General features: G+C 70.6%; 23 protein-coding genes. 13 read left to right on the top strand and 10 right to left on the bottom strand.

Annotated elements, in window-relative coordinates; translation table 11 throughout:
- Positions 1-34: 34 nt before the first annotated feature.
- Both F8566_RS32050 and F8566_RS32045 read left to right on the top strand, forming a co-directional pair.
- Positions 35-2,026: a thioredoxin domain-containing protein gene (locus F8566_RS32050; RefSeq protein ID WP_151565607.1), complete on the top strand. Its 1,992-nt coding sequence runs from the start codon at positions 35-37 to the stop codon at positions 2,024-2,026.
- Between the two features lie 163 nt (positions 2,027-2,189).
- Complete coding sequence (locus tag F8566_RS32045) at positions 2,190-3,365, top strand: C40 family peptidase (RefSeq protein ID WP_151565606.1); 1,176 nt, start codon at positions 2,190-2,192, stop codon at positions 3,363-3,365.
- Positions 3,366-3,422: 57 nt separating this feature from the next.
- On the opposite strand, the gene F8566_RS32040 is transcribed toward F8566_RS32045, so the two are convergent.
- Together F8566_RS32040 and F8566_RS32035 are read right to left on the bottom strand one after the other, a co-directional pair.
- On the bottom strand, positions 3,423-4,064 hold the full coding sequence (locus F8566_RS32040) for an acyl-CoA-like ligand-binding transcription factor (protein ID WP_151565605.1): 642 nt from the start codon (positions 4,062-4,064) through the stop codon (positions 3,423-3,425).
- Positions 4,045-5,577, bottom strand: a complete 1,533-nt coding sequence (locus F8566_RS32035; RefSeq protein ID WP_151565604.1) for a DHA2 family efflux MFS transporter permease subunit — start codon at positions 5,575-5,577, stop codon at positions 4,045-4,047. Before F8566_RS32035 ends, F8566_RS32040 begins: the two co-directional genes overlap by 20 nt.
- A gap of 115 nt (positions 5,578-5,692) precedes the next feature.
- Here F8566_RS32035 and F8566_RS32030 point away from each other — a divergent pair, with 115 nt between their 5' ends.
- The 7 genes from F8566_RS32030 (at position 5,693) to F8566_RS50235 (ending at position 12,272) form a co-directional block, all read left to right on the top strand.
- Positions 5,693-6,214: a hypothetical protein gene (locus tag F8566_RS32030; protein WP_151565603.1), complete on the top strand. Its 522-nt coding sequence runs from the start codon at positions 5,693-5,695 to the stop codon at positions 6,212-6,214.
- Positions 6,215-6,302: 88 nt separating this feature from the next.
- Positions 6,303-6,860, top strand: coding sequence for a hypothetical protein (locus F8566_RS32025; protein ID WP_151565602.1), 558 nt, complete (start codon positions 6,303-6,305; stop codon positions 6,858-6,860).
- Positions 6,861-6,990: 130 nt separating this feature from the next.
- On the top strand, positions 6,991-7,809 hold the full coding sequence (locus tag F8566_RS32020) for an isoprenyl transferase (RefSeq protein ID WP_151565601.1): 819 nt from the start codon (positions 6,991-6,993) through the stop codon (positions 7,807-7,809).
- Between the two features lie 128 nt (positions 7,810-7,937).
- Entirely contained in the window at positions 7,938-9,287 is a 1,350-nt protein-coding gene (locus F8566_RS32015; protein ID WP_151565600.1) for a PhoH family protein, read from the top strand.
- A gap of 469 nt (positions 9,288-9,756) precedes the next feature.
- Entirely contained in the window at positions 9,757-10,743 is a 987-nt protein-coding gene (locus tag F8566_RS32010; RefSeq protein WP_225993703.1) for an aggregation-promoting factor C-terminal-like domain-containing protein, read from the top strand.
- Positions 10,744-11,116: 373 nt separating this feature from the next.
- Positions 11,117-11,581 carry an aggregation-promoting factor C-terminal-like domain-containing protein gene (locus F8566_RS52705; RefSeq protein ID WP_192809962.1) on the top strand — a complete coding sequence of 155 codons (465 nt, stop codon included), beginning with the start codon at positions 11,117-11,119 and terminating at the stop codon, positions 11,579-11,581.
- 214 nt (positions 11,582-11,795) lie between these two features.
- Positions 11,796-12,272 (top strand): aggregation-promoting factor C-terminal-like domain-containing protein, encoded by a 477-nt coding sequence (locus F8566_RS50235; RefSeq protein WP_192809961.1) that lies wholly within the window; start codon positions 11,796-11,798, stop codon positions 12,270-12,272.
- Between the two features lie 42 nt (positions 12,273-12,314).
- Here F8566_RS50235 and F8566_RS31995 read toward each other — a convergent pair whose 3' ends face one another.
- From F8566_RS31995 to F8566_RS31980, 4 genes are all read right to left on the bottom strand, one after another.
- Positions 12,315-13,712 (bottom strand): class II fumarate hydratase, encoded by a 1,398-nt coding sequence (locus F8566_RS31995; protein ID WP_151565599.1) that lies wholly within the window; start codon positions 13,710-13,712, stop codon positions 12,315-12,317.
- 106 nt (positions 13,713-13,818) lie between these two features.
- Positions 13,819-15,096 (bottom strand): serine/threonine-protein kinase, encoded by a 1,278-nt coding sequence (locus F8566_RS31990; protein ID WP_151565598.1) that lies wholly within the window; start codon positions 15,094-15,096, stop codon positions 13,819-13,821.
- A gap of 272 nt (positions 15,097-15,368) precedes the next feature.
- The gene (locus F8566_RS31985) at positions 15,369-17,009 is read right to left on the bottom strand and encodes a fumarate hydratase (RefSeq protein ID WP_151565597.1); all 1,641 of its coding nucleotides are present in this window, start codon (positions 17,007-17,009) and stop codon (positions 15,369-15,371) included.
- Between the two features lie 161 nt (positions 17,010-17,170).
- A complete protein-coding gene (locus F8566_RS31980; protein WP_151565596.1) occupies positions 17,171-18,127 on the bottom strand; it encodes a DMT family transporter in 957 nt (318 codons plus the stop codon).
- 115 nt (positions 18,128-18,242) lie between these two features.
- On the opposite strand from F8566_RS31980, the gene pdxR reads away from it, so the two are divergent.
- Together pdxR and F8566_RS31970 are read left to right on the top strand one after the other, a co-directional pair.
- The gene (gene pdxR / locus F8566_RS31975) at positions 18,243-19,679 is read left to right on the top strand and encodes a MocR-like pyridoxine biosynthesis transcription factor PdxR (RefSeq protein WP_151565595.1); all 1,437 of its coding nucleotides are present in this window, start codon (positions 18,243-18,245) and stop codon (positions 19,677-19,679) included.
- Positions 19,680-19,708: 29 nt separating this feature from the next.
- Positions 19,709-19,939, top strand: a complete 231-nt coding sequence (locus tag F8566_RS31970; protein ID WP_151565594.1) for a hypothetical protein — start codon at positions 19,709-19,711, stop codon at positions 19,937-19,939.
- A 64-nt stretch (positions 19,940-20,003) separates the two neighbouring features.
- Here F8566_RS31970 and F8566_RS31965 read toward each other — a convergent pair whose 3' ends face one another.
- The 3 genes from F8566_RS31965 to F8566_RS31955 all read right to left on the bottom strand — a co-directional run bounded on the left by F8566_RS31965 (position 20,004) and on the right by F8566_RS31955 (position 23,198).
- On the bottom strand, positions 20,004-21,260 hold the full coding sequence (locus F8566_RS31965; protein ID WP_151565593.1) for an MFS transporter: 1,257 nt from the start codon (positions 21,258-21,260) through the stop codon (positions 20,004-20,006).
- 172 nt (positions 21,261-21,432) lie between these two features.
- Entirely contained in the window at positions 21,433-22,245 is an 813-nt protein-coding gene (locus tag F8566_RS31960; protein WP_151565592.1) for an ABC transporter permease, read from the bottom strand.
- On the bottom strand, positions 22,242-23,198 hold the full coding sequence (locus tag F8566_RS31955) for an ABC transporter ATP-binding protein (RefSeq protein WP_151565591.1): 957 nt from the start codon (positions 23,196-23,198) through the stop codon (positions 22,242-22,244). Before F8566_RS31955 ends, F8566_RS31960 begins: the two co-directional genes overlap by 4 nt.
- A 98-nt stretch (positions 23,199-23,296) precedes the next feature.
- Here F8566_RS31955 and F8566_RS31950 point away from each other — a divergent pair, with 98 nt between their 5' ends.
- Complete coding sequence (locus F8566_RS31950) at positions 23,297-23,911, top strand: DUF1707 SHOCT-like domain-containing protein (protein WP_151565590.1); 615 nt, start codon at positions 23,297-23,299, stop codon at positions 23,909-23,911.
- A 128-nt stretch (positions 23,912-24,039) separates the two neighbouring features.
- Here the strand turns inward: F8566_RS31950 and glpX are convergent, their stop codons facing one another.
- Positions 24,040-25,074, bottom strand: a complete 1,035-nt coding sequence (glpX, locus tag F8566_RS31940) for a class II fructose-bisphosphatase (RefSeq protein WP_151565589.1) — start codon at positions 25,072-25,074, stop codon at positions 24,040-24,042.
- A gap of 172 nt (positions 25,075-25,246) precedes the next feature.
- Between glpX and F8566_RS31935 the strand changes: the two genes are divergently transcribed.
- Entirely contained in the window at positions 25,247-25,900 is a 654-nt protein-coding gene (locus F8566_RS31935; RefSeq protein WP_151565588.1) for a TetR/AcrR family transcriptional regulator, read from the top strand.
- Positions 25,901-25,904 lie beyond the last annotated feature (4 nt).

Genomic DNA, 25,904 nt, shown 5'->3' with positions numbered 1-25,904 from the left:
GTGAGGCCGGAGCCTGATGGGGCAGGATCGGGACATGAACCGCCTCAAGGATGCGACCAGCCCGTACCTGCTGCAGCACGCCGGAAACCCGGTGGACTGGTGGGAGTGGAACGACGAGGCGTTCGCCGAGGCGAGGCGGCGGGACGTCCCGATCCTGCTGTCGGTCGGTTATGCCGCGTGCCACTGGTGCCATGTGATGGCGCACCAGTCGTTCGAGGACGTCCAGACGGCGCAGCTCATGAACTCATTGTTCGTGAACATCAAGGTGGACCGGGAGGAGCGGCCGGACGTCGACGCCGTCTACATGGAGGCCACCCAGGCCATGACGGGCCAGGGCGGCTGGCCGATGACGGTGTTCATGACGCCGGACGGGCATCCGTTCTACTGCGGGACGTACTTCCCCCGGCCCCAGTTCCAGGCGCTGCTGAACGCCGTCCACAAGGCGTGGACGGAGCAGCGGGACGAGGTCGTGGGGCAGGGGCAGCAGGTCGTGACGGCACTCGGCGCCCAGCGGCCCGCTCTGGGCGGGGCGGAGCCGCCGGGGAAGGAGCTTCTCGGGGCGGCGGTCCGGTCACTGGCGGGGTCGTACGACAAGGCCCGGGGCGGTTTCGGGGGAGCGCCCAAGTTCCCGCCGTCCATGGCGCTGGAGTTCCTGCTGAGGCATCACGCGCGCACGGGCGACGACGAGGCCCTGGCGATGGCCGGGCACACCCTGGAGGCGATGGCCCGTGGCGGGATGTACGACCAGCTCGGCGGGGGCTTCGCACGCTATTCGGTGGACGACTCGTGGGTCGTTCCCCACTTCGAGAAGATGCTGTACGACAATGCGCTGCTGGCGAGGGTCTATGCGCATTGGTGGCGGCTGACCGGCAACCCCTTCGCGCGCCGGATCGCGCTGGAGACGTGCGAGTGGATGCTGCGCGACCTGCGTACGGAACAAGGCGGGCTGGCCTCGGCCCTGGACGCCGACAGCGAGGGCGTCGAAGGCAAGTTCTACGTCTGGACTCCTCAGGAGCTCAAGGTCCTGCTGGGCGACGAAGACGGCGGGTATGCCGTGGAGCTGTTCGAGGTCACGGGGACCTTCGAGCACGGGACCTCGGTCCTGCAACTGCCGATCGACCCCGAGGACCTCGAACGGTACGCGCGAGTCCGCCGGGAGCTGCTGGCGGCGCGGGAGCGGCGGGTGCCCCCGGCCCGGGATGACAAGGTCGTGGCGGCCTGGAACGGCCTGGCGATCGCGGCACTCGCCGAGTGCGGGGCGCTGCTCGACCGGCCGGACCTCGTGGCGGCCGCCGAGGAGGTCGCCCGGCTGCTCGAACGGCTGCACATCAAGGACGGGCGGCTCGTACGGACGTCGCGCGACGGTATCGCGGGGGCCAACGCAGGCGTACTCGAAGACCATGCGGATGTGGCCGAGGGGTTGCTGACGCTCCACGGTGTCACGGGCGACGCGAGATGGGTCCGGTTGGCGGGTGACCTGCTCGACACGGTGCTCGAACGCTTCGGGGACGGGGCGGGCGGGTTCTTCGACACCGCCGACGACGCCGAACGGCTGTTCCGGCGGCCGCAGGACCCGACCGACAGCGCGACCCCGTCGGGGCAGTTCGCGGCGGCGGGGGCCCTGCTGTCGTACGCCGCGCTGACCGGGTCGGAGCGGCATCGGGAGGCGGTGGCCGGGGCGCTGGGACCGGTGATGTTGCTGGCCGAGAAGGCCGCGCGCTTCGCCGGGTGGGGCCTGGCGGTGGCGGAGGCCTACGTGGAAGGACCGCTGGAGGTCGCCGTCGTGGGCGCCCGCGATGACGAACGCACGAGGACGTTGCACCAGACGGCCCTGATGGCGGTCTCCCCCGGCGCCGTGGTGACCGTGGGGGAGCCGGGTGAGACGGACATCCCGCTGCTCGAAGGGCGGGGCCTCGTGGACGGCGCGCCCGCCGCCTACGTATGCCGGGGCTTCGCCTGCCGCCTGCCGGTGACCACCGCCGCCGACCTGGTCCATGAGCTGCGCGGGCACTTTGTCATCGAGTGACCTTGATCTCACTGGCGCTTGGTGTTACCAATGGGTAACGGAGACAGAGGTGACTGTACGCGGCCATCCGCCTCAGGATGGTGCACGGTGCGCTGGGTATCTGGACGGTGGTCACGCTTCTGGGCCATAGTCGTTCAAGGTCGAGCTTTGAGGGAGTGTTGCCGTGCGCAGGCCGGACCGCCGGGTTCTTCCGACGATCATCGGCGTTTCGGTGCTGACCACGCTCGCCGCCAACACGGCGGTGCTGGTCGCGCACCGGCAGGGCGACGACCCGCAGGCCACCCCGCAGACCTCGCAGCAGCGGTTCGTGGCCGCCTCGGGCAGCTACCAGCTTTCACCGACCGCCATCGCGCCGCTCGGCAAGCGCCTCACGCCGCACGTGCTGGTCGCCGCGCCCGGCTCGCTGCCGCCCGCAGTGATCGAGAAGGTGCGCAAGGTCAAGGGCGTGCAGGGCGTCGAGACCGTCGACGCGGCCCAGGCGATGGTCGCGGGCAAGCGGGTGGGCCTGCTGGGGGTGAATCCGTCCACGTTCCGTAAATACACCCCCAAACCCACCGCCCAGTCGGACGCGCTGTGGCGCAACATCGCCGGCGGCGACGTGGCGATCTCGTTCACCATGGGCAATGACGGCGGCGTGCAGCTCGGCGCGCAGATCCCGGTGGGCAGCAAGCAGAAGCGGTCGACGGTGCGCGTCGGCGCCTACGCCACCATGGGCATCGCCGACGTGGACGCGGTGATCTCGCACGCCACCGCCCGGTCCCTCGGCATGCCGGTCTCCAACGCGCTGCTGATCAGCGCGCCGAAGGTCAAGACCGCCAAGCTCATCAAGGAGCTGCGCACACTGCTGCCCAAGCAGGCCCGTGCGGTCGAGGTCAGCCCGAAGATCGAATACCCCGAGGCGCGGAAGCTCCCGGACTCCAACGGCCAGGTGATGACCGCGCAGCAGGTGCAGACGGTGATCCGCGCCGCCCACACCCGCCTCGGCTGGCCGTACGTCTGGGGCGGCGAGTCGGAGTCCGAGGGCGGCTACGACTGCTCCGGCCTGATGCAGTACGCCTTCGCCCGGGCCGGGGTCAGGCTGCCGCGCGTGGCCGCCGACCAGGCGCGCACCGGCTGGGTGATCCCGTTCAGCAAGGCGCAGCCGGGCGACATGCTCATCTGGGCGAACGACCCGACCGCGCCGGGCTACATCTCGCACATCGCGCTCTACCTGGGCGACGGCAAGATGCTGGCGGCCCCGCGGCGCGGCACGGTCGTCCAGATCCAGAACGTCTACACCCGCAACATGCGCGGCGCGGTCCGCGTCAACCCGCGCCTCGCCGCCCGCGTCGCAGGCTGAGCCACGGACCTGAGCCGCGGACCTGAGCCGCGGACTCTCAGTCGCGGCTGGGCGGCGTCACAGCGGGAAGCCGGTGGCGACGAGCTCCAGGTTGTGGTCGATCAGGTCCGGGAGGTCCTCGATCTCGACCTTGCCGTCCAGCCACGCGTACATCGCCGACTGGAGGACGCCGAGAAGCGCCCAGGTGAACGTCTCGACGTCCAGGTCGTCCTGCGGGCGTCCGGTCCGTTCGGCGATGATCTCCTTGAGCACGGCGTGCGTGCCCTCCCGCAGTGACTCGGTGGTGCGGGCGCGCAGCGCGGGGACCTGGGCGGTCAGGCGCATCCGGGTGATGACGGTGTCCATGTCGCCGGCGAGCATCTGCGGCAGGATCTCGCGGAACGTGGCGCGCAGCGCCTCGATGACGCCCGTGCCGGCCGGCTGTGCCCGGAAGATCTCCGCCATGATCGGGTCGTACTCGTCGGTGATGACGACGTCTTCCTTGGTCCGGAAGTAGCGGAAGAACGTGCTGGGGGAGATCTCGGCCGCCTCGGCGATCTGCTCGACCGTGGTCTCGTCGTAACCCTGCTCGGTGAAGAGCCGGAGGGCGTGGTCCTGGATCGCCCTCCGGGTCTTCAGCTTCTTACGCTCCCGGAGCGGAAGCCGCTCCAGCCGGTCCTGGAGTCGGTCGAGGGCATGCTCAGGAAGCGACGTGCTCATGGTCCGATTCTGGGCTATCCACAGCCGCCCGCGCACGTTCCGGCGGCGGCTGGAAGATCCAGACCAGCAGCGCCACGATCAGAGAGCCGAGCGCGCAGACGGCCAGCGCCGCGTTCATCCCGTGCACGTAGGCGTCCTGCGCCGAGGCCAGCAGCCGGCCGTCGCCGAGCCGTTCCGCCACGGCGGCGGCCCCGCCGATCGAGTCGCGGGCCGTGCCGGCGGCCTCCGCCGGCAGGCCGTCGAGGTCGACGCGGTCCCGGTAGACGACCGACAGCAGGCTGCCCAGCCCGGCGATGCCGAGCGCGCCGCCCGTCTGGCGCAGCGTCTGGACCAGGCCCGAGCCCCGGCCGGCCTGGTCGTCGGGCAGGCGGGCGAGCACGACGTCCATCGCCGGGATCATGGTCAGCCCGACTCCGAGGCCCAGGACCGACAGCCACATCGCGGTCGTGGAGTAGGGGTCGCCGGTCTCGGTGAGCGCGCCCCAGCCGAGACCCGCGGCCAGCAGGAAGAGCCCGATGACGATGAGCGGCTTGTGGCCGGTGCGCGCGGTCAGCCGGTCGGTCGCCAGGCCGCCGACCATGAGGCCGAGCAGCATCGGGATGAGCCGCAGCCCGGTGTCGAAGACGCCGTTGCCCTGCACGACCTGGAGGTACTGCGGGAGGACGAAGAGCGTGCCCGCCATGACGACGGTCCCCAGCGTTCCGGCGATCACGGCCCAGGTGAAGGCGGGATCCCGGAACAGCCTGACGTCCATCATGGGCTGCTCCAGGCGCCGCTCCCACAGGACGAACGCGGTGAGCAGGACGAGACCGGCGCCGATCGTGCCGATGATGAGCGGGTCGCTCCAGCCGTCCGCCGGGCCCTCGGTGATCCCGTACACCAGGCCCGTGAGCCCGCTGACCGACAGCAGGGTGCCCACCACGTCCAGGCGGGGGACGCTCGTGTCGCGGGACTCGGGGAGCAGGACGGCGACGGCGATCGCGCCCACGGCGACCACGGGCACGTTGATCAGGAAGATCGAGCCCCACCAGAAGTGCTCCAGCAGCCAGCCGCCGAGCAGCGGACCGAGCGGCAGGCCCAGCGCCATGGACGCCGACCAGACCGCGATCGCCCGGGTGCGCTCGTGCGGGGGGAAGATCGCCGGCAGGATCGACATCGACAGCGGCATCATGATCCCCGCCCCGATCCCCATGAACGCGCGGGCGACGATGACGCTCCCCGGGCCGTCGGCGAGGGCGCCTCCGAGTGAGGCCAGGCCGAAGACGGCCATGCCGACGAGCAGCAGGCGCTTGCGGCCGAAGCGGTCGCCCAGCAGCCCGGCGGGGAGCAGCAACGCCGCGAAGACCAGGACGTACGAGTCCACGATCCACTGCAGCTGGCTGGTGCTCGCGTTCAGGTCCGCCGAGAGCGTCGCCAGCGCCACGTTCAGGATCGTCAGGTCGAAGCCCAGCGCCAGCAGGCTCAGCGCGAGCGCGCCCAGCCCCCACCATCGCCGCGAGCCGCCAACACCCATGACTGTCACCTCCAAATAGAAGTTACTTTTAAATGAGAGTAACTATCAAAAGATGGAAGGTGTCAATGTGAGCGGCCCCTTGGAGGGGGCGGCGACAGCATGTAATTTTGATTACATGAGTACGAGCGCAGCAGCGGAGACCGTGCGGGCCTGGTTCTCCGGGCGGCTTCCCGAGAACTGGTTCGAGGCGGCGCCCGAGATCGTCCTGGACCGGGAGGAGGTCAGCGTCGTCGGACGGCTGCCTCTCCCGGGAGCCGCCGAGAATCTCGCCGGCACCGAACGGGCCGCCGCCGTGGCGGGCCACATCCAGCGCTTCCGCGAGGAGACCCGCGACCAGCGCATCGCCATCGCCCGCGAAGCCGAGCACCGCTTCGGCCACAAGGTCTCGTGGGGCGTCGAGTGCGACGAGCAGCGGGAGATGTTCACCACGCTCTCGGTCCCGGTCATGACCCGGCTCCGGCAGCCCGAACGCCGCGTTCTGGACACCCTGGTCGACGCCGGCGTGGCGCGCAGCCGCAGCGACGCGCTGGCCTGGTGTGTGCGCCTGGTCGGCAAGAACACCGACGAGTGGCTCGGCGAGCTTCGCACCGCCCTGGAATACGTCGAACGTGCCCGCGCGGCAGGTCCGCAGGCCTGACCAGCACGTCCTCCCGCCGCGAATCATTGCGTGATCCCCAGCGCGGCTAGGTGTGATCATGGTGATCGCCTGGCCTAGGGTGCGGGACGTGGGGGGACTTCGCTGTCTGGACGGTTCGTCGCTCGCCGTGGTGCCGGTCGTGTCGCTCGACCGCGGCGGCACGCCGTTCGAGGTCACGTTGGAGCTGCGGCGCGACGGGGACTCGTTCGGCGCGGTGGGGGAGCGCTGCGGCTACTTCCTCGCCGGGCTCGCCGGGCGGGTGGCCGCCGCGCGTGCCGGAGAGTCGCCGCAGGCCGCCGAATGGCCCGACCCCGACGACCGGTTCCCCGACCCGCCACCGGGCGCGGGCCGGGTCCGCGAGCCCGAGCTCTTCGCCTTCCGCTACCGGGACCGCGGCGACGTGGCGAGTACGGCGGAGCTCCGCTGCGCGCTGCGCACCTCCTCGGTCTGGATCGAGCGTCAGGGCACCGGACAGGGCGTGTGGCGGGTCGCCCGCCGCGCGGTGATCGAGGCCTGGGGATCGGGTGGACGCGGCGTGCGCGCAGTCCTCACCTCGGCCGAGCTGCACGCCTTCCTCGCCGGCCTTCTCGCCGACGCCGAACGGGCCGGGGTCGGCTATCGCGAGCAGCTGCGCGCACACCGATGATCGTCTCTGCGCATCCGGGCAGGTGACCAGGCCTGGCCGTCCGGGTAAATACCGGAGACGGTGGGACAACCATCACGTCCAGGCCATAATTGAGCGGCGTTCTAGATGGACACGGCGGGACGGGGAGCACATGGGCACGGGGCGGCGCGCGAGGCTGACCGGCACGATCAAGAGCAGCGCCGTGTACGGAGTGGTGCGGGACGTCGCGTACCGGATGTACGAGCGCCGGGTGGAGTCGTCACTGCCCACCGACATCGTCCCCCGCCATGTCGGGGTCATCCTGGACGGCAACCGGCGCTGGGCGCGCTCGATGGGGATGGCCGACGTCAACACCGGCCACCAGCGCGGCGCCGACAAGATCTCCGACCTGCTGCACTGGTGCACCGAGGCCGGCGTCGAGGTGGTCACCCTCTGGCTGCTGTCCACCGACAACCTGAGCCGCCCGGCCAAGGAGCTCGACCCGCTCCTGGCGATCATCGAGAAGACCGTCCGCAACCTCGCCGCCGACGGCTGGCACGTCAAGCCGGTCGGCGCCCTCGACCTCCTGCCCGACAAAACCGCCTGTGTACTCAAAGATGCCGGCGAAGCAACATCCGGTGCTCCCGGGCTGATTGTGAACGTCGCGGTTGGGTATGGAGGTAGGCGTGAGATCGCTGATGCGGTGCGCTCTCTGCTCCTGGAGCAGGCGGGCAAAGGCACCAGCATCGAGGAACTCGCCGAGGTCCTCGACGTCGAGCACATCGCTGAGCATCTCTACACGCGCGGCCAGCCGGACCCCGACCTGGTCATCCGTACCTCGGGGGAGCAACGCCTCTCCGGCTTCATGCTCTGGCAGAGCGCCCACTCGGAGTTCTACTTCTGCGAGGTCCACTGGCCGGACTTCCGCAAGGTCGACTTCCTGCGGGCGATCCGCTCGTATGCCGCGCGGCACCGGCGCTACGGTTCCTGAAGATCATCCACCCCTGATCTCCACCCGCCTTCCCTCCCCCTGCATGGCCGCCTCGGCCGTACGGGGACGGGCAGACGGGCCGGGGGCCGGCGCGCCACGGGTAGTTCCCCCAGAAACAGGGAGATCGAGTGGCCACATCCTCCACGCGCCGTCCCGCCTCCGGGAACCCCGGACCCACCGGTCCGGACCGGCGCACGTACGTCCTCGACACCAGCGTCCTGCTCGCCGACCCGGGGGCGATGACCCGGTTCGCGGAGCACGAGGTCGTACTCCCCATCGTCGTCATCTCCGAACTCGAGGCCAAGCGGCACCATCCAGAGCTTGGCTATTTCGCCCGGGAGGCGCTGCGCACCCTCGACGACCTGCGACTGGAACACGGCCGGCTGGACGAGGCGCTGCCGATCGGCGCGCAGGGCGGCACCATCAGGGTCGAGCTCAACCACTCGGACCCGAGCGTGCTGCCCGACGGCTTCCGGCTGGGCGACAACGACACCCGGATCCTGTCGGTGGCGAGCTGGCTGGCCAAGGAGGGCCGCGACGTCGTCCTGGTCTCCAAGGACCTGCCGATGCGGGTCAAGGCCTCGGCCGTCGGCCTCACCGCGGAGGAATACCGCGCCGAGCTCGCCGTGGTGGAGTCCGGCTGGACCGGGATGCGCGAGCTGGAGGTGCCGGCGGGGCAGATAGAGGAGCTGTACGAGTCGGGACGGGCCGATCTGGACGAGACGCGCGATCTGCCCGCCCACACCGGCCTGCGGCTGTTGTCCGAGCGCGGCTCCGCGCTGGCCCGGGTGCAGGCCGACAAGTCCGTGCGGCTCGTCCGCGGCGACCGGGAGGTGTTCGGGCTGCGCGGCCGGTCCGCCGAGCAGCGGATCGCGCTGGACCTGCTCCTGGACGACGAGGTGGGCATCGTCTCGCTCGGTGGCCGGGCGGGCACCGGCAAGTCGGCGCTGGCTCTGTGCGCGGGGCTGGAGGCTGTCCTGGAACGCCGCCAGCACCGCAAGGTGGTGGTCTTCCGGCCGTTGTACGCGGTCGGCGGGCAGGATCTGGGCTACCTGCCCGGGTCGGAGAACGAGAAGATGTCGCCGTGGGCCCAGGCGGTCTACGACACGCTCTCGGCGGTGACCACCCCGGAGGTCATCGAGGAGGTTTTGGACCGTGGCATGTTGGAGGTCCTGCCGCTGACCCACATCCGCGGCCGGTCGCTGCACGACGCGTTCGTGATCGTGGACGAGGCGCAGTCGCTCGAACGCGGGGTGCTGCTGACCGTCCTGTCGCGGATCGGGGCGGGCTCGCGCGTGGTGCTCACCCACGACGTCGCCCAGCGCGACAACCTGCGGGTGGGGCGGCATGACGGCGTCGCGGCGGTGGTGGAGCGCCTCAAGGGGCATCCGCTGTTCGCGCACGTGACCCTGACGCGTTCGGAACGGTCCCCGATCGCGGCCCTGGTGACCGACATGCTCGGCGACGTCGGCGCCTGACCCGGCGCCTGGTCGGCGGGACCGGGACCCGGCTGACCAGCATGTTCGCAGAAGAGCGCCCCGGCGACGATCCGACGTCGCCGGGGCGCCTTCGCGTGGACGGATTTCCTCACCCTGGGTGATGATCGATCATCTCTCGGTCAGCTTGTGATGAAGGTCACACGAACTAACTGGAAGGTAAGGATGCCCAGGTCTACACGCTGTTTTGGGAATCTTTGCAGCGAGTTGACAAACGCCCCACTCAAAGCTTCTGTCTCGTTTTGGTTGCGGAGCACTCCTCGACCTCGGGCATTGTGTCTCCTCGTAAGCACCCCCCGAGCGGTGCAGGCGCGCGTGGCAACCCCCTGACAGGCCATGCGGGCGAAGCTCCGCTCCGGGTCCGGGCCGCCTTCACGGGCGAGAGGCCGGGCCGGGGGTGGACGCACCTCGTACGCGTGTCCATGCGCGTGCGACCGTCGGAAGGACCGCCTTGAACGGAGACCACCCCAGGTCCCCTAGGCGAGACGATCGACAGAGCTTTGACCCCCCGGGCCACGAGGACGACATCAAGGTCGCAGGTGGCTCGTCCGGCACCCCCGCTCCCGGTCACTCCCCGGCCTCCGCCGGCGACACCATGGGCATGATGGCGGTGCCCGGTGAGCAGGCGTACGACGAGCCCGCCGACCCGGCGTCGACGCGCGTCGACGCGTTCCCCGCCGCACCGCTGACCGTCAGCCCGAACGGCCCGCATGACCCGAACGGCCGTGACCAGGACGGCCGGGACCAGATCGGCAGCGACCGCTCGCCGCGCCGCGCGACCCTCCCGTCGGGTATCGGACTCAAGATCGTTGCGGTGGCGGCCGGCGTGGCCGTGCTGGTCGGCGGCGGCGCCGTCGCGGCGTTCGCGCTGACCGGGGACTCCGGAGACGGCAAGCCGGCAGACAAGGGCACGGTCTCCCCGGCGCCGTCCCAGCTCGCCGCGGATGCGCCCCAGGTGGACCCCAAGGCGCTGGAGGCCCAGCGCCGCAAGCAGGCCCTGGAGCGCGCCTCGCGCGCGGTCCGCACCAAGCCCAGCAAGGCCCCGGCCCTGCGCCCCAAGGGCTCCCCGCTCCCCACCAAGAAGCCGGGCGACGACGGCGGTGACCCGCCGATCGGTGGCGACCCGGTACCGGCGGGCAAGGCGCAGGCGATCGCCAAGTCGATGCTGCCCAGCTACGGCTTCACCGGGAAGGGCGAGTTCGGCTGCCTGGTCAAGCTGTGGAACAAGGAGAGCGGCTGGAACACCTACGCCCGCAACCCGAGTTCGGGCGCGTACGGCATCGCGCAGGCTCTGCCCGGCTCCAAGATGGCCAGCGCCGGGTCCGACTGGCGTACCAACCCCCGCACCCAGATCAAATGGGGCCTCGGCTACATCAAGAGCCGCTACAAGACCCCCTGCGGCGCCTGGGGCGCCTTCCTCAGCAAGGGCTGGTACTAGCGCCCAGCCCGCCACGAACCCCGGGCGGCCTTCATCGCGGCCGCCCGGCGAGGGCATGGGAGCCCTCTGAGCGCGGGACACCGATTCCGCGACGCACGATGCCGCGCTGATGCGGCCGGCCCTCGACGGGCCCACAACACGGCGGCGGCGTGAACGACGCGCCGTACGCCCACATCTCAGGCGGAGACGCACCCTGGCGTCCCGCTGTCACCTCGGAAACCGTGCACGGCCACCCGTTCGGCGGGTGCTGCCCGCACGTGCCCGCGTCCCCCCGGACGCTCCGGTGCCCGGTCGCCTCACTCCATGCGAGGCCGCACCAACGAGGTGAAGACCGCCGGGCCGACCGGTCGCCCGGCACGACGAAAGGTTCGTTTTGGTTCGCAGGTCTCTCCACCGTTCCGCGACTCTGGCGCTCGCCGCCACGCTGACGTTCGGCGTCGTAGCGGAAACGGTCCCCGCCCAGGCCTCCGCCCCCACTTCGGCCACCTCGGCCACTGTGGTCGCGGCCAAGGCCCAGGCGAAGAAGAAGACCCGTGCTCAGCGGAACAAGGCCATCGCCAAGGCCATGGTCAAGAAGCGCGGCTGGTCCAACCGGCAGTACAAGTGCCTGGTGAAGCTCTGGCATCGTGAGAGCGGCTGGAACCACAAGGCCCGCAACCCCTCCTCCGGCGCGTACGGCATCGCGCAGGCCCTGCCCGGACGGAAGATGCGCAGCGCCGGCAAGGACTGGCGGACCAACCCCAAGACCCAGATCAAGTGGGGTCTCCGCTACATCAAGGGACGCTACGGCACCCCCTGCCGCGCGCTGAGCCACTCCAACTCGCGTGGCTGGTACTGATCTGCCTGGTTCATACCTGATCGGCCGGGGGCGTCGAGCCCCGGCGGCACACTGAGGGGCGGGCTCCGGCCCGCCCCTTTTGTCCTACCCGACGGCCGAGGCCGGGCAATGGGTCGGCAAAGCCATGGCACAGATGACCGGATCTGCTGATTATCAGCGGCTGATCAGCAGCACGCTACGGGACGTGTCACCTCACATACGTAACCGCTTCCAAGTGATCGCTCTTGGGATGGCCGCCGCGGTGGTCGGTGGCCCCATGGTCATGGAACCCGCGCAGGGTGCCGTGACGAAGGCCCAGCGCACCGTCATGGTGGCCGCCCAGAAGAGGATCCACGAGAAGCGGGCATTGAAGCGGATCCATGTCAAGCAACGCAAGCACGGCCGGATGCAGGCGAACAAGCTGATCGCCAAGGCCATGATGGCCCGGCACGGCTGGCGCCAGTCGACGCAGTTCCGGTGCCTGGAGCAGCTGTGGACGCGGGAGAGCGGCTGGAACGAGCACTCTCACAACGCCTCGTCCGGCGCCCACGGCATCCCGCAGGCGCTGCCCGGCTCCAAGATGGCCAGTGCGGGCCCGAACTGGCGCTCGAACCCGCGCACGCAGATCAAGTGGGGCCTGCGGTACGTGAAGCACCGCTACGGGAGCCCGTGCGGCGCCTGGGGCCACTTCCAGGCGACCGGCTGGTATTAGGGCGTTTCTCGCCCTAGGGCCTCCGAAGCCCCCAGCCATGAATCAAGGCGTCGAGTTGGTCATGGTCAGGACGTCCAGCGTGGCATCGAGTTGTTCCAGGGTGAGCTTGCCCTGGTCGACGTAGCCGCGCTCCAGGACGACCTGCCGGATGGTCTTCCGCTCCTTGAGGGCCTGCTTGGCGACCTTCGCCGCCTCCTCGTAGCCGATGTAGCGGTTGAGGGGCGTCACGATCGAGGGCGACGACTCGGCGTACTCGCGGGCCCGTTCGACGTCGGCCTCGATGCCGTCGACGGCGCGGTCGGCCAGCAGCCGCGAGACGTTGGCCAGCAGCGTGACCGACTCCAGCACGTTGCGGGCCAGCATCGGCAGCATGACGTTGAGCTCGAAGTTGCCCGACGCGCCGCCGAACGTGATCGCCGCATCATTGCCGATGACCTGGGCGCCCACCTGGGCGACCGCCTCGGGGATCACCGGGTTGACCTTGCCCGGCATGATCGAGGAGCCCGGCTGCAGGTCGGGCAGCCGGATCTCGGCCAGCCCGGCCCGCGGCCCCGAGCCCATCCAGCGCAGATCGTTCGCGATCTTGATGAGGCTCACCGCGACGGTGCGGAGCGCGCCGCTGGTCTCCACGAGCCCGTCCTGGGCGCCCTGTGCCTCGAAGTGGTTGCGGGCCTCCCGCAACGGCAGGCCGGTCGCCCGTGCGATCTCCGCGATCACCCGCTGGGCGAAGCCCTCGGGGGTGTTGATGCCCGTGCCGACCGCCGTACCGCCCAGCGCCAGCTCGGCCAGCCGGGGGAGGACGGCCTGTACTCGCTCCACGCCCAGCTGGATCTGCGCCGCGTAACCGCCGAACTCCTGTCCCAGCGTCACCGGCGTGGCATCCATCAGGTGGGTCCGGCCGGACTTGACCACTGCGGCGAACTCGACGGCCTTGCGGTTCAGCACTCCTTCAAGATGTTGCAGCGCGGGGATCAGATCGTTCAGGACGGCTCCGGTGGCCGCGATGTGGATCGAGGACGGGAAGACGTCGTTCGACGACTGTGAGGCGTTCACATGGTCGTTGGGGTGGACGGGAGAACCGAGCCGTTCCTCGGCCAGCGTCGCGATCACCTCGTTGGCGTTCATGTTCGAGGAGGTCCCCGAGCCGGTCTGGAACACGTCGATCGGGAACTGGTCGTTCCATCTGCCCGCCGCCACCTCCAGCGCGGCCTCGTTGATCGCCGCCGCCAGATCCTTGTCGAGCACGCCGAGCTCGGCGTTGACCGTGGCCGCCGCCGCCTTGATGTGGCCGAGCGCCGCGATGTGGGGCGCCTCCAGCCCGCGGCCCGAGATCGGGAAGTTCTCGACGGCCCGTTGTGTCTGCGCCCGCCATTTGGCCGTCGCCGGTACCCGCACCTCGCCCATGGAGTCGTGCTCGATCCGGAATTCCTGCTCGGCCATGGCTCAGCCACCTCCGTCGACGAATCTAACCCTGCCTCCAGTGCCAGCTTCCGGGCCGTCTCGCGCATTCCCGCGAGGGGCGGCCCACCGGCCCTGGGAGACGAGGTCATCCCCCGGAGGCGGCCTTCTTAACGGGGAAACGATGGGTGGTGCCCGGCCGGCCCGGCGGCTGCTGAGCGCCGTTGATCCAGACCTCGCAGGCGCCCGCGTCATGCAGGACGACGTTGAGCTGGGGCTGGTCGTACTGGCGGGTGTCGCCCTTGACGAGGGTCTCGTTGGCCAGGACGTTGATCGACTGCCCGGGCACCGAGACGAAGATCCGGCATGTCTCGGTGAGTGCCCGGATCACCAGGGCGTTGGAGCCCACGCCCGGCGGGGCCGCCGCCGGGTCACCGGTCGACGACGACGAGGAGGAGGGGGCGGCAGGGGGTGGGCCGGGGCTCTCGCGGTCCATGCCGACGATGAGCGCGGTGGCGCCGATGCCGCACGAGGCGAGGATGGCGGCGATCATCGCGATGATGGAGGCCAGCCGGTAGCGCGGCGCGGGCGGCCGGCGGCCGGAGCGTGGCCCGCTCAGCGCGCGTTCGAGGCGGTCGGACGCGCGGGCGTGGCTGAGCCGGCGGGTGGGGTTCTTCTCCAGCAACCCGGTGATCACGGAGGTGAGCGCGCCGGCGTTCTGCGGGGTGGCGACGTTCTCGTTGGCCAGGGCGCTGAGCGTGGCCATGACGTTCTCGCGCTCGAACGGCGGGCGGCCCTCGACGGCGGCGTAGAGCGTGGCGCCGAGCGACCACAGGTCCGACTGCGGGGTGGCCTTCTCGCCGGCGGCGACCTCGGGCGCCACGTAGGCGGGGGAGCCCATGAAGTGACCGGTCTTGGTGAGGCTGACCGACCCCGAGGAGTAGGCCAGCCCGAAGTCGGTGAGCACGACCCGGTCACCGTCGAGCAGCACGTTGCTCGGTTTGAGGTCCCGGTGGACGATCCCGGCCTTGTGCGCGACGGCCAGGGCGCTGAGCAGCTGGCGGCCGATGTGCGCGGCCTGGGCGGCCGAGATGGGGCCCGACCGCTCGACGAGCTGCTCGAGGCTGGGCGCCTCGATGAGCTCCATCACGATCCAGGGGCGGCCTTGCTCTATGACGACGTCGTAGACCTCGACGATGGCGGGGGAGCGCAACTGCGCCGGGGCCCGTGCCTCGCGCAGCGTACGGCGGTAGAAGACGACCCGGTCGTCCTCGGAGAGGTCCTCGGGGAGCCGGAGCTCCTTGATCGCCACAGCGCGATCGAGGAGCTCGTCATGGCCTCTCCACACGGTGCCGTTGGCACCGGAACCCAGTTCCGATACCAGCCGGTAGCGCGTCGCGAGTACGAGGCCACCTGACTGAGACATGGCGGAAAAGATACCGGAGTGGCGATGCGGTCATATTGGAGACCTGGTCACCAACTTGGATTTGGGGCCAATAATCTGACTAACGCGTACGATCTTCGCGTTTGCCACCCGTCTGACATGCGTTCTGATCATGGATGGCGGCCGCGGCGGCCGTGTCACCCGCCGAATCGTTAGACCGTCGTGATCATGAAGATCGGCGCCCCCGGCCGGCTGCCGGCACGCTCGTGCGACGACCGGCCGGAAGTGGCCGGAAGCGGCCACGGGCCCAGGGCTCAGCGGCGGCCGATCGTCAGCACCGGGCCGGTGGTGTGCGCGAAGAAGTCGTTGCCCTTGTCGTCCACCACGATGAACGCCGGGAAGTCCTCGACCTCGATCTTCCAGACGGCCTCCATGCCGAGCTCGGCGTACTCCAGGACGTCGACCTTCTTGATGCAGTCCTGGGCGAGGCGCGCGGCGGGACCGCCGATGGAGCCGAGGTAGAAGCCGCCGTGCGCGTTGCAGGCGTCGGTGACCTGCTGCGAGCGGTTGCCCTTGGCCAGCATGACGAACGAGCCGCCGGCGGCCTGGAACTGCTCGACGTAGGAGTCCATCCGGCCTGCCGTGGTCGGGCCGAACGAGCCGGAGGCGTACCCCTCGGGCGTCTTGGCGGGGCCCGCGTAGTAGACGGCGTGGTCGCGCAGGTACTGCGGCATCGGCTCGCCCGCGTCCAGCCGTTCCTTGATCTTGGCGTGCGCGATGTCGCGGGCCACGACGAGCGGGCCGGTGAGCGACAGCCGGGTCTTGACGGGGTACTTGGAGAGCTCGGCGCGGATCTCGTCCATCGGCCGGTTGAGGTTGATCTGCACGACCTCATCGTCCAGATGCTCGTCCGTCGTGTCCGGCAGGTACCGCGCGGGGTCGGTCTCCAGCCGCTCCAGGAACACGCCCTCGGCCGTGATCTTGGCCAGAGCCTGCCGGTCGGCGCTGCACGACACCGCGATGGCCACCGGGCAGGACGCGCCGTGCCGGGGGAGCCGGATCACGCGCACGTCGTGGCAGAAGTACTTGCCGCCGAACTGCGCGCCGATGCCGAGCTTCTGGGTGAGCTCGAAGACCTGCTGCTCCAACTCGAGGTCACGGAAGCCGTGGCCCAGCGGCGAGCCCTCCGCGGGGAGCGTGTCCAGGTAGTGCGCCGAAGCGTACTTGGCCGTCTTCAGCGCGTACTCGGCGGAGGTGCCGCCGACGACGATCGCCAGGTGGTACGGCGGGCACGCGGCCGTGCCGAGGGAGCGGATCTTCTCTTCGAGGAAGGCGAGCATCCGCTTGGGGTTCAGGACGGCCTTGGTCTCCTGGTAGAGGAAGGACTTGTTGGCGCTGCCGCCGCCCTTGGCCATGAAGAGGAACTTGTAGGCGTCGCCGGGCGCCGCGTACAGCTCGATCTGGGCGGGCAGGTTGGTGCCGGTGTTCTTCTCGTCCCACATGGTGACCGGCGCCATCTGCGAGTAGCGCAGGTTGAGCTTGGTGTACGCGTCGTACACGCCGCGCGAGAGATGTTCCTCGTCCCGCCCGTCAGTCAGCACGTGCTGGCCGCGCTTGCCCATCACGATCGCGGTGCCGGTGTCCTGGCACATCGGCAGCACGCCGCCGGATGCGATCCCCGCGTTCTTGAGCAGGTCCAGCGCCACGAACCGGTCGTTCGGCGAGGCCTCGGGGTCGTCCAGGATCTTGCGGAGCTGCTGGAGGTGCGCGGGCCGCAGCAAGTGCGAGATGTCCTGCATGGCGGTCTCGGTGAGCAGCCGCAGCGCCTCCGGCTCGACCTGCAGGAACGTCCGCCCGCCCGCTTCGAACGTCGACACGCCGTCGGCGGTGAGCAGCCGGTACTCGGTGTCGTCGGAGCCGAGCGGCAGCAGATCGGTGTAGGAGAACTCAGGCATCGAAGATCCTCGCGCACGTTCTGATGGGGTGGGCGCCCTACAGATTACGGCCCCTGCCCGCGATCCAGCTGACAGGGCCCGGTTCGGCTGCCGGGCCTCGGTTCGGCTGCCGGGCCTCGGTTCGGCTGACGGGGCTCGGTTCGCGGCGGAGCTCGGTTCGGCTAGCAGCCCGCCGTGGCGGGTGCGGGCGCCGGCGTGGGTGCCGGGCGTCGCCGCCCGGGACGCAGCCCGATCACCACGCCCACGGCGACCAGGGCCGCGCCCGCCAAGTCGGCCGGGGCGGGACTGCCCAGCCCGAGCGCGACGGTGGTGATCACCGCGCTCACCGGGATCACCCCCGCGAAGAGCCCGGCCCTGTCGGCCCCCAGCCGCCCGAGCGCGTCGTACCAGAGCAGGAACGCCACGGTCGTCACGACCACCGACAGGTAGGTGAAACCGGCGGCCTCGCCCACCGTCGGCACGCGCAGGACGGCCCGGCCGTCGGCGATCAGCCCGATGACCAGCAGCATGGGCGCGGCCAGCGCCGCCGAGTAGGCCGACACCCGCAGCGGGCCGAGCTTGGGCAGCAGCGGCACGGCGAGCAGCGAGAAGCACACCTCGCCGCCCAGGGCGCCCAGCGACAGCAGGAGCCCGCGCAGGGTCCCGGTGCCCAGGCCGTTCGCGAGCGCCGCGCCCAGCGTCACCACGACGGCCGAGACGACGATCACTGGCGACGGCCGGCGCCGTTCGAGGATCGGCCCGACCAGGGCCAGGGCGATCGGCACGGTGGCGATCACCGTGCCGATGGTCGCCGGGCTGGTGTCGCGGGTCGCGGCCACGATGAACACGTTGAACGCGGCGAGGCCGGTGCCCGCGAGCGCCGTCAGCAACGTCAGATCCCGCAGTGTCAGACTCCGCAGGGTGAACCTGCGCCCTCCCCGGCGCCGGTCGACGAGCCGTACGGCGACGAGCAAGATCACTGCGGCGGCCGTGTAGCGGACGGCCTGGCCGCCGAAGACCGGATAGTCGGCGATGGTGGCCGACACCGCGGTGAGCGTGCCGACGCAGAACATGGCGCTCCCGGCGCCCAGGACGCCCCTGGTGCTTGTGCCTGTGCTGATGCTGGTCGTGGATGTCATGACATGGGACGCTAGGAGTTGCTTGGACCTCGATACAGGGCCAATGAGACCGCTGGACCATGGACCAAAAGCGCCGACGGTGACGCCCAGCCACTCTCCGAACGCTGAGCACTATGTGACCGACTTGCATCTCACCCTCGACCGGACCGCCGGACGTCTCGCGGCGCAGATCGCCGCCGGGTTCCGCGCGGGCGTCCGGACCGGGCGGCTGACCGCCGGCACCCGGCTTCCCTCGAGCCGCGACCTCGCCCGCGATCTCGACGTGTCCCGCGGGGTCGTGGTCACCGCCTACGAGCAGCTCATCGCGGAGGGCTTCCTCATCGCCCGCCGCGGCGACGGCACCAGGGTGGCGCCGCTGGCGCGCGCGGACGCTCCCACGCCCGCCGCGCGCCCGCCCCTCTGGCCCGGAGAGCCTGCGGCGGAGCCATCGCCGGAGACTCCGGAGGGCTCGCTCCCCTACGACATGTGGCCCAGCCAGCCCGACCTCGCCGCGTTCCCCCGGGAGCGCTGGCTCGCGGCGGTGCGCGCGTCGTTGCGCACGCTCCCCAAGGACGATCTGGGCTACCCCGATCCGGGCGGCGCGCCCCTGCTGCGCGCCGAACTGGCCGGATACCTCGGCCGGGTCCGCGCCGCGCACGCCGACGCCGACCAGATCGTGATCATGAACGGGGTCGCGCACGGGCTGTCGGCGATCGTCCGGATGCTGGTCGGGGACGGGCACCGTGAGCTCGCGGTGGAGGACCCCACCAGCAGCCGCCAGGCCCCGATGCTGGACGCCACCGGTGTCCGGCTCGCCCCCGTCCCGGTCGACGCCGAGGGCGTCGACGTGGCCGCGCTCGCCCGCACGCAGGCCCGCGCGATCCTCGTCACCCCCGCCCACCAGTACCCGACGGGCGTGGTCCTGTCCCCGGGCCGCCGAGCCCAGCTGATCGCCTGGGCACGGGACGTGAACGGCCTGATCATCGAGGACGACTACGACGCCGAGTTCCGCTACGACCGCGAGCCGGTGGGCTGCCTGCAGGGCGTCGACCCCGAGCGGGTGGTCCTGCTCGGCTCGGTGAGCAAGGCGCTCGCACCCGCACTGCGCCTGGGCTGGGCCGCCGCGTCGCCGAAGCTGGCCGACCGGCTCCGTACGTACCGCGCGCAGCACGATCTGGGCGCGCCGGTCCTCGACCAGTACGCCTTGGCGAACCTTCTCTCCACCGGCTCGTACGACCGGCATCTGCGCACGATGCGCCGGCAGTACCGGGCGCGGCGGGACGTGCTGGTCGAAGCGCTCGGCAAGTACGCGCCTTCGGTCAAGGTGCACGGCGTCTCGGCGGGCATCCACCTCTACGTCGAACTCCCGCCGGGCTCCGACGAGGGCGCGGTCGTCGCCGCCGCCGCGAGCCTCGGCGTCTCGGTGGCGGGAGCCGCCGCCATGTGGTCTCCGCCCCGTTCGGGGCAGGCCCCGCCCGCGCTGGTCCTCGGCTATGGCCGCCTCGGTGAAACCCGCCTGGTCCAGGCCGCCGAGCTGCTGGGGAAGGCGATTGCCCAGGAGGCTCGCGGGTAGGAAGCCCATCTCAGCGGAGGAGGCGACGGATGAGTCTGGAAGAAGCAGCACGGCAGCTCAGGATGGCCGCACACGATTCCCAGGTGGCTTTCGACTGCGTGGGCCTGGGGGATCTGGAACGGGCTCAAGAGCATGTGGTCACGGCCCGCGCGGCAGCGGATGCCGCAGCGACCGCGTTGGCGCGCGCGATAGAGGACATGTCTCCGGAGCAGGCACAGTCGGCGGGTGAACTCGCAGTGGCCGCTCTGGAAGAAGCCTGACCCCGAGATTTATTTGGGCGGAACGTGGGCCTGGTCTCCGAGCACGAGACCAGGCTCACGCCTGTCAGACGGTGGGGCGTTCCGCGACGGGCGTGTCAGGACGGGCGCCGGGGACGGGCTTGGGGTCGAAACCGCGCGCGGTCGCGAAGATGACCAGGATCAGGGCGGTCGGGACGATGAACGCGAGCCGGATGCCGTTCTCGCTGCTGACCGGGGCGATGGCGCCGACCACGGCGGCGCCGACGACGAAGCCCACGTAGTTGAAGACGTTCACGCGGGAGACCGCGATGCCCAGGCCGGTCGGGTCGACCCGGCCCGCCGCGGTGAAGGCGACCGGCGCGATGACGCTGAGGCCCAGGCCCGCGACGGCGAGCGCGGGGATGGCGACGTAGGCGTTCGGCGCGGCGACCACGCCGATCATGCCGATGAGCCCGACGAGGGCGCCGAGGCGCACGACCGGGACGGCGCCGGAGCGCCGGACGCCGAAGTCGGCGACGGCACGGCTGAAGACCATGGCGACCTGGTAGGCGACGTAGCCGAGCGGGCCGACCCAGTCGCTGCTGTCGAGCTCGTCCTCCAGGTACTTGGCGCCGTAGTTGGAGATCGCCGCATCCGCGAGGTAGAACACCCCCATCGCGGTGCCCACGATGAGGATCGGACGCCACGGCACGCTGCGGCCGGCGGCCTTGAGGTCCTCGGGTGCGGGCTGCCCGGCGGCCTCCTCGGTCTTGCCGTAGAGCCGGTGCCCGGTGGCGAGCGAGGCGGCGGCGCCGAGCGCGGCGGCGATCGCGAAGCCGGTGAGCAGCGAGAGGTCGATCTTGTTGGCCAGGGAGGACCACAGGCCGCCGAGGATGCCGGCCACGCTCCAGACGGCGTAGAAGCCGGTGATCAGGCTGACGCCGTAACGCCGTTCGACCGCGACGGCCTGGGCGTTCATGGAGGCGTCCACGCCGCCGACGAAGAGCCCGAACAGCGCCACCGCCGCGTACAGGACCACGTCGTTGCCGCCCGCCAGCCCGATCAGGACGATGGTCAGGCAGACGGCGGGCTGGCTGATCCGCAGGACCGGCCTGCTGCCGAGCCGGGCGAACAGGAAGCCGGAGAGCACGCTGCCGACGCCGGCGACCAGCGGGACCATCAGGAGCACCAGCGAGAGCGTCGCGTCGCTGAGGTCGTGGGCTTTCTGGATCTTCGGGACCTGGGTGACCAGCGAGGCGAAGCACAGTCCCTGGATCGCGAACGCGGCGTACGTGGCGAACCGCGCCTGGCGGTCCCGCTCCGTGACGTCACCGGTGATGCCTTGCCGGGCCGACGCTGACATGCGGCATCCACCTCTTTGAGCTGCGCGATCAATGTGAGAGATTTTCGCGTCAGCGTAGAGATGGGCGAGGTCACAGGTCAAACGTGACCCGGATCACGGACTCGGCCGGTGCCGGATCGGACGATCAGGAGACCCCGGCTCACGCGGACTCACGCGATCAGGCGGCGCCGGCTCAGGCGATCAGGCGCCGGCGCATGGCCCGGACCGCGATGATCCACATCAGCGCCGCGAACAGCCCGAGCGCTGCCAGATGCCCCAGGTCGGCCAGCGGTTTCAGCCCGAACACCGCGTGCCGCACCAGCTCCACGCAGTGGTACAGCGGGTTGATCCGCGCCACCACGTGCACCCAGCCGGGCAGCGAGTCGACCGGGAAGAACGTGCCCGCGATCAGGAAGAGCGGCGTCACCACCCCGGTGATCACGTAGTCGAATGAGTTGATCGACGGCACGATCGCCGACGCCCACATGCCGAAGAGCGCGAAGCCGAGCGCGGTGACGAACGTGACCAGCGGCACCAGCACCATTCCCGGGGCCGGATCGAGCCCGAAGAACATGGCCACCACCAGCGGCGAGCACGAGTACAGCGCCGACTTCGACGCGATCCACAGCGCCTCGCCCGTGACCAGCTCGTGCGTGTCCACCGGCGCGGCCAGCATCGCGTCGTAGGTGTGCTGGTAGACCCGCCGGATGTAGCCGTTGAACATCCCCGGGAAGACCGAGGTGAACAGCGCGGCCGTGCCGACCATGCCGGTGCCGACGAAGTCGAGGTAGCGGAAGTCGCCCACCACCGCCACCAGCGACCCGAAGCCGTAGCCGAAGGCCAGCATCATGAACGTCGGCTCGAACATCGAGGCGAACGACGCCGACCGCCAGTAGCGCTTGAAGAGCGCGATCTCGTGCCGCCAGACGCCCCTGACAGGGGCCAGCTCGAAGCGCCGCAGCCGCGGGGCCGCGTGCCTGGTGGTCCGGACGGTGGTGTCGGTCATTCGACTCGTTCTCCCGTGAGCACCACGAACACGTCCTCCAGGTTGGCCGCGCGCCGTACGCCGTCCGGCCCGAGGTCGTCGATCAGCGAGTGCGGCATGGTCTCGGCCTTGAGCACCGACACCGACGTGCCCGTCCGGCGGGTGGGCAGCCCGGCGGCGTGCGCCAGCCGTTCCACGGCCTCCAGGCGTTCGGGCGGGCCGTAGTGCTCGACGACGCGTTCACCCGCGTGCTCGGCGATGAGCTCTGCGGGAGCACCGCGCGCCGCCACCTTGCCGTGCGACATCAGCGCGCAGTCGTCGGCAAGCCGTTCGGCCTCCTCGATGTAGTGGGTGGACATCAGCACGGTGGTGCCGCGCGACCGCAGCCCGTCGATCAGCCCCCACAGCTCCGCCCGTACCTGCGGGTCGAGGCCCACGGTGGGCTCGTCCAGCAGCACCAGGGCGGGACGGTGCACCAGGCCGCGTGCGATCAGCAGCCGCCGGCGCATCCCGCCGGACAGATCGCCGGCCTTGGTCCGCTGCCGGTCGGTCAGATGGGCGAGCTCCAGCGCGTCCTCCACCGCCGCCTCACGGTCCTTGCGCGGTACGCGATAGAGGTGGGCGAAGACCTCCAGGTTCTCGCGGGCGGTGAGCTCCTCGTCGAGGTTGTCCTGCTGGGGCACGACCCCCATCGAGGCCCGCGCGCGCTTGGACTCGCGGGGGACGGCGAAGCCGAGGACCTCGATGGCGCCCTCGTCCGCGATGGCCTGCGCGGTGAGCAGCTTCATCGTGGTCGACTTGCCCGCGCCGTTCGGGCCCAGCAGCCCCAGGCATATCCCGTTGGGAACGTCCAGATCGAGTCCGTCGACGGCCGTGAGCTTGCCGAAGCGCTTGACGACCCCCCGCAGGCTGATCGCCGCCGCGCCCTCGGTCGCTCGCTGGATCGAGATGGTTTCGGTCCGTTGCACCGCCATGTCCGCCACGATAAGCACAGGACGGGACAAATCCCCACAGATTTTCCGTCCATTCACCGTCAGCCGATCACGGCCCTCGGTCCTCTACCCTTCATAACGTGGACTTCCCGAGCCGACGGCCCCCTGGCGACCAGGCGACCCCCGTACGGGATCTGCGCGCCTCCGACGCCGACCGGGAGCGCGTGGTCAACGTGCTCGGCGAGGCGCTCGCGGACGGGCGGCTCACCATGGAGGAGCACTCCGAGCGCACCTCGGCCGCCTACGCCGCGCGCACCCTGGGCGAGCTGACCGGCCTCACCACCGATCTCAGCCCCGAAGAGACCCAGCCGATCCTGGTCGACGACCGTCCCATCTCGATCCTGTTCGGCCGTACGCGCCGCGAGGGACGCTGGGTGGTCCCCGTCCGCCTGCCCCTGGTCGCGCTCTTCGGCACGGTCGAGCTGGACCTGCGCGAGGCGGTGCTCCAGCGGCGGCACGTGGTGCTCGACTCGATGGTCCTCGGCGGCCGGATCCGGATCCTCGTTCCCGAGGGGGTACGGGTGGACGTGACCGGCCGGACGTTCGTCAGCACCCGCGATCTGCGCACCCGCCCCGCCCACGAGGGTCCCACGGTCGAGATCAGCGGCACCATGATCTTCGGCTCGATCCGGGCGCGGGCTCCCAAACAGACCTTCCGCCAGCGCGTTCGCGGGCGCCTGGGCCGCAACAGGTAGAGCCGCAACAGGTAGAGCCGCAACAGGTAGAGCCGCAACAGGTAGAGCCGCAACAGGTAGAGCCGGAAGCGCAGGGCCGCAGCAGGCGAAGGGCCGCGAGACGGATCTCGCGGCCCCTCTGAGATGGCTCAGACCGCCGTGTCGAAGTTGATCGCGCTGTAGGCGCGGAGCTTGCTGAGATGGTGCTCGCTGGAGACCGTGCGGATCGTCCCGCTGCGGGAGCGCATCACCAGGGAGTGGGTGAACGCGGTGCCCTTGCGGTAGCGGACACCGTCGACGAGCTCGCCGTCGGTGATGCCGGTCGCGGCGAAGAACACGTCATCCGACGTGACCAGGTCGTCGGTGGTCAGGACCCGGCCCAGATCGTGGCCCGCGTCGATCGCCTTCTGGCGTTCGGCGTCGTCCTGTGGCCACAGCCGGCCCTGGATCACACCGCCCAGGGCCTTGATCGCACAGGCCGCGATGATGCCCTCGGGCGTACCGCCGATGCCCAGGAGCAGGTCGACGCCGGTGCCCTCGCGCGCGGCCATGATCGCCCCGGCCACGTCGCCGTCGGTGATCAGCTTGACCCGGGCGCCGGCCTCCCGGATCTCCTTGACCATGCCGTCATGGCGGGGCCGGTCCAGGATGACGACCGTCACGTCCTCGGGCGTGGAGTGCTTGGCCCGCGCGATCGCCCGGATGTTGTCGGCGATCGGCCGCTGGATGTCGACGGCGTCGGCCGCCTCGGGGCCGGTGACGAGCTTCTCCATGTAGAACACCGCGGACGGGTCGAACATCGAGCCGCGCGGGGCCACCGACAGCACCGCGATGGCGTTGTTCATGCCCAGTGCCGTGAGGCGGGTGCCGTCGATCGGGTCGACCGCCACGTCGCACTCCGCGCCGCTGCCGTCGCCGACCTCCTCCCCGTTGTAGAGCATGGGAGCGTTGTCCTTCTCGCCCTCGCCGATGACCACCACGCCCCGCATGGACACGGTGTTGATCAGCTGGCGCATGGCGTTGACCGCGGCGCCGTCGGCTCCGTTCTTGTCGCCCCTGCCCACCCAGCGCGCGGCGGCCATGGCGGCGGCCTCGGTCACCCTGACCAGTTCCATCGCCAGGTTCCGGTCCGGGGCCGCAGGCTCGGTGGCGAGCGGCGAGGAGACGGTGGATTCGTCGGACATGCGAAGCAGCCCCTTCGGTCGGCGGATGACTCGGATTCTCCGTGTGACCAGCCTTGGGATTCAAATTGGACCAGACCAGGCAGGCGGCGTCACTCACCGCGACGAGTGTTTTCCCGGCCACGGAGAAGAAGGGATCGTTCCAGCAGCGTGAGAGGGCGTAATCTCTCGGTTCATGAGCAGCGAGATCGATGTCCCGTCCGCCGGGCCGGCCACGGAAGCCGACACGCCCGCCCGGACGACCTCGGACCGCGGGGCGGCCACGCGCAACGCGCTCCTGGCCGCGGCGCGGGACGTGTTCTGCGAGGCGGGCTTCGCCCAGGCCGCCGTCACCGACATCGTCGCCAAGGCCGGCGCCAGCGTGGGCAGCCTTTACCACCACTTCAACGGCAAGGCCGACCTCTACCTGACGCTGTTCGAGGAGTTCCAGGCCCGCCAGCAGGAGCGCACCCGCGAGGCGATCAACGCCGTCCGGGAGGCGGGCGAGACCGACCCGATGCGGCAGTTCATCGCCGGCGCCGGGGCGTACCTCGACGGCTGCCTGGCCGAACGCGACGTGGCGCGCCTCTTCATCTCCGGCGACGGCCCGCCCGGGTTCGACCGCGTCATGCGCCAGCGCCTCAACAAGTGGGCCCGCCGCAACGCCGCCCTCTTCCACACCGCCGACGGCGGCGTGGACGAGGCTCTGGCCGTCGTCCTCACCGGCGCCATGGCCGGCGCGGTCTCCGAGGTCTCGCTGAGCGACGACGAGGAGGCCTCCCGCCACATGGCCGCCGAGATCATGGCCATCGTCGGCACGATCAGGAACCCCGGTGCGGAGCAGGCCTGACCGT

Origin of the sequence: Actinomadura rudentiformis, from assembly GCF_008923185.1 — a bacterium.
In the GTDB taxonomy this organism is placed as follows: Bacteria; Actinomycetota; Actinomycetes; order Streptosporangiales; family Streptosporangiaceae; genus Spirillospora; species Spirillospora rudentiformis.
Note: the sequence above shows the minus strand (reverse complement) of the source record. Positions and strands in the feature narration are given on the sequence as shown.

Coding starts and splice junctions, on each gene's coding strand:
- F8566_RS32050 (WP_151565607.1), top strand. CDS start 35: ATGAACCGCCTCAAGGATGCGACCAGCCCGTACCTGCTGCAGCACGCC.
- F8566_RS32040 (WP_151565605.1), bottom strand. CDS start 4,064: ATGAGCACGTCGCTTCCTGAGCATGCCCTCGACCGACTCCAGGACCGG.
- F8566_RS32035 (WP_151565604.1), bottom strand. CDS start 5,577: ATGGGTGTTGGCGGCTCGCGGCGATGGTGGGGGCTGGGCGCGCTCGCG.
- F8566_RS32030 (WP_151565603.1), top strand. CDS start 5,693: ATGAGTACGAGCGCAGCAGCGGAGACCGTGCGGGCCTGGTTCTCCGGG.
- F8566_RS32020 (WP_151565601.1), top strand. CDS start 6,991: ATGGGCACGGGGCGGCGCGCGAGGCTGACCGGCACGATCAAGAGCAGC.
- F8566_RS31995 (WP_151565599.1), bottom strand. CDS start 13,712: ATGGCCGAGCAGGAATTCCGGATCGAGCACGACTCCATGGGCGAGGTG.
- F8566_RS31990 (WP_151565598.1), bottom strand. CDS start 15,096: ATGTCTCAGTCAGGTGGCCTCGTACTCGCGACGCGCTACCGGCTGGTA.
- F8566_RS31985 (WP_151565597.1), bottom strand. CDS start 17,009: ATGCCTGAGTTCTCCTACACCGATCTGCTGCCGCTCGGCTCCGACGAC.
- F8566_RS31980 (WP_151565596.1), bottom strand. CDS start 18,127: ATGACATCCACGACCAGCATCAGCACAGGCACAAGCACCAGGGGCGTC.
- F8566_RS31970 (WP_151565594.1), top strand. CDS start 19,709: ATGAGTCTGGAAGAAGCAGCACGGCAGCTCAGGATGGCCGCACACGAT.
- F8566_RS31965 (WP_151565593.1), bottom strand. CDS start 21,260: ATGTCAGCGTCGGCCCGGCAAGGCATCACCGGTGACGTCACGGAGCGG.
- F8566_RS31960 (WP_151565592.1), bottom strand. CDS start 22,245: ATGACCGACACCACCGTCCGGACCACCAGGCACGCGGCCCCGCGGCTG.
- F8566_RS31955 (WP_151565591.1), bottom strand. CDS start 23,198: ATGGCGGTGCAACGGACCGAAACCATCTCGATCCAGCGAGCGACCGAG.
- glpX (WP_151565589.1), bottom strand. CDS start 25,074: ATGTCCGACGAATCCACCGTCTCCTCGCCGCTCGCCACCGAGCCTGCG.
- F8566_RS31935 (WP_151565588.1), top strand. CDS start 25,247: ATGAGCAGCGAGATCGATGTCCCGTCCGCCGGGCCGGCCACGGAAGCC.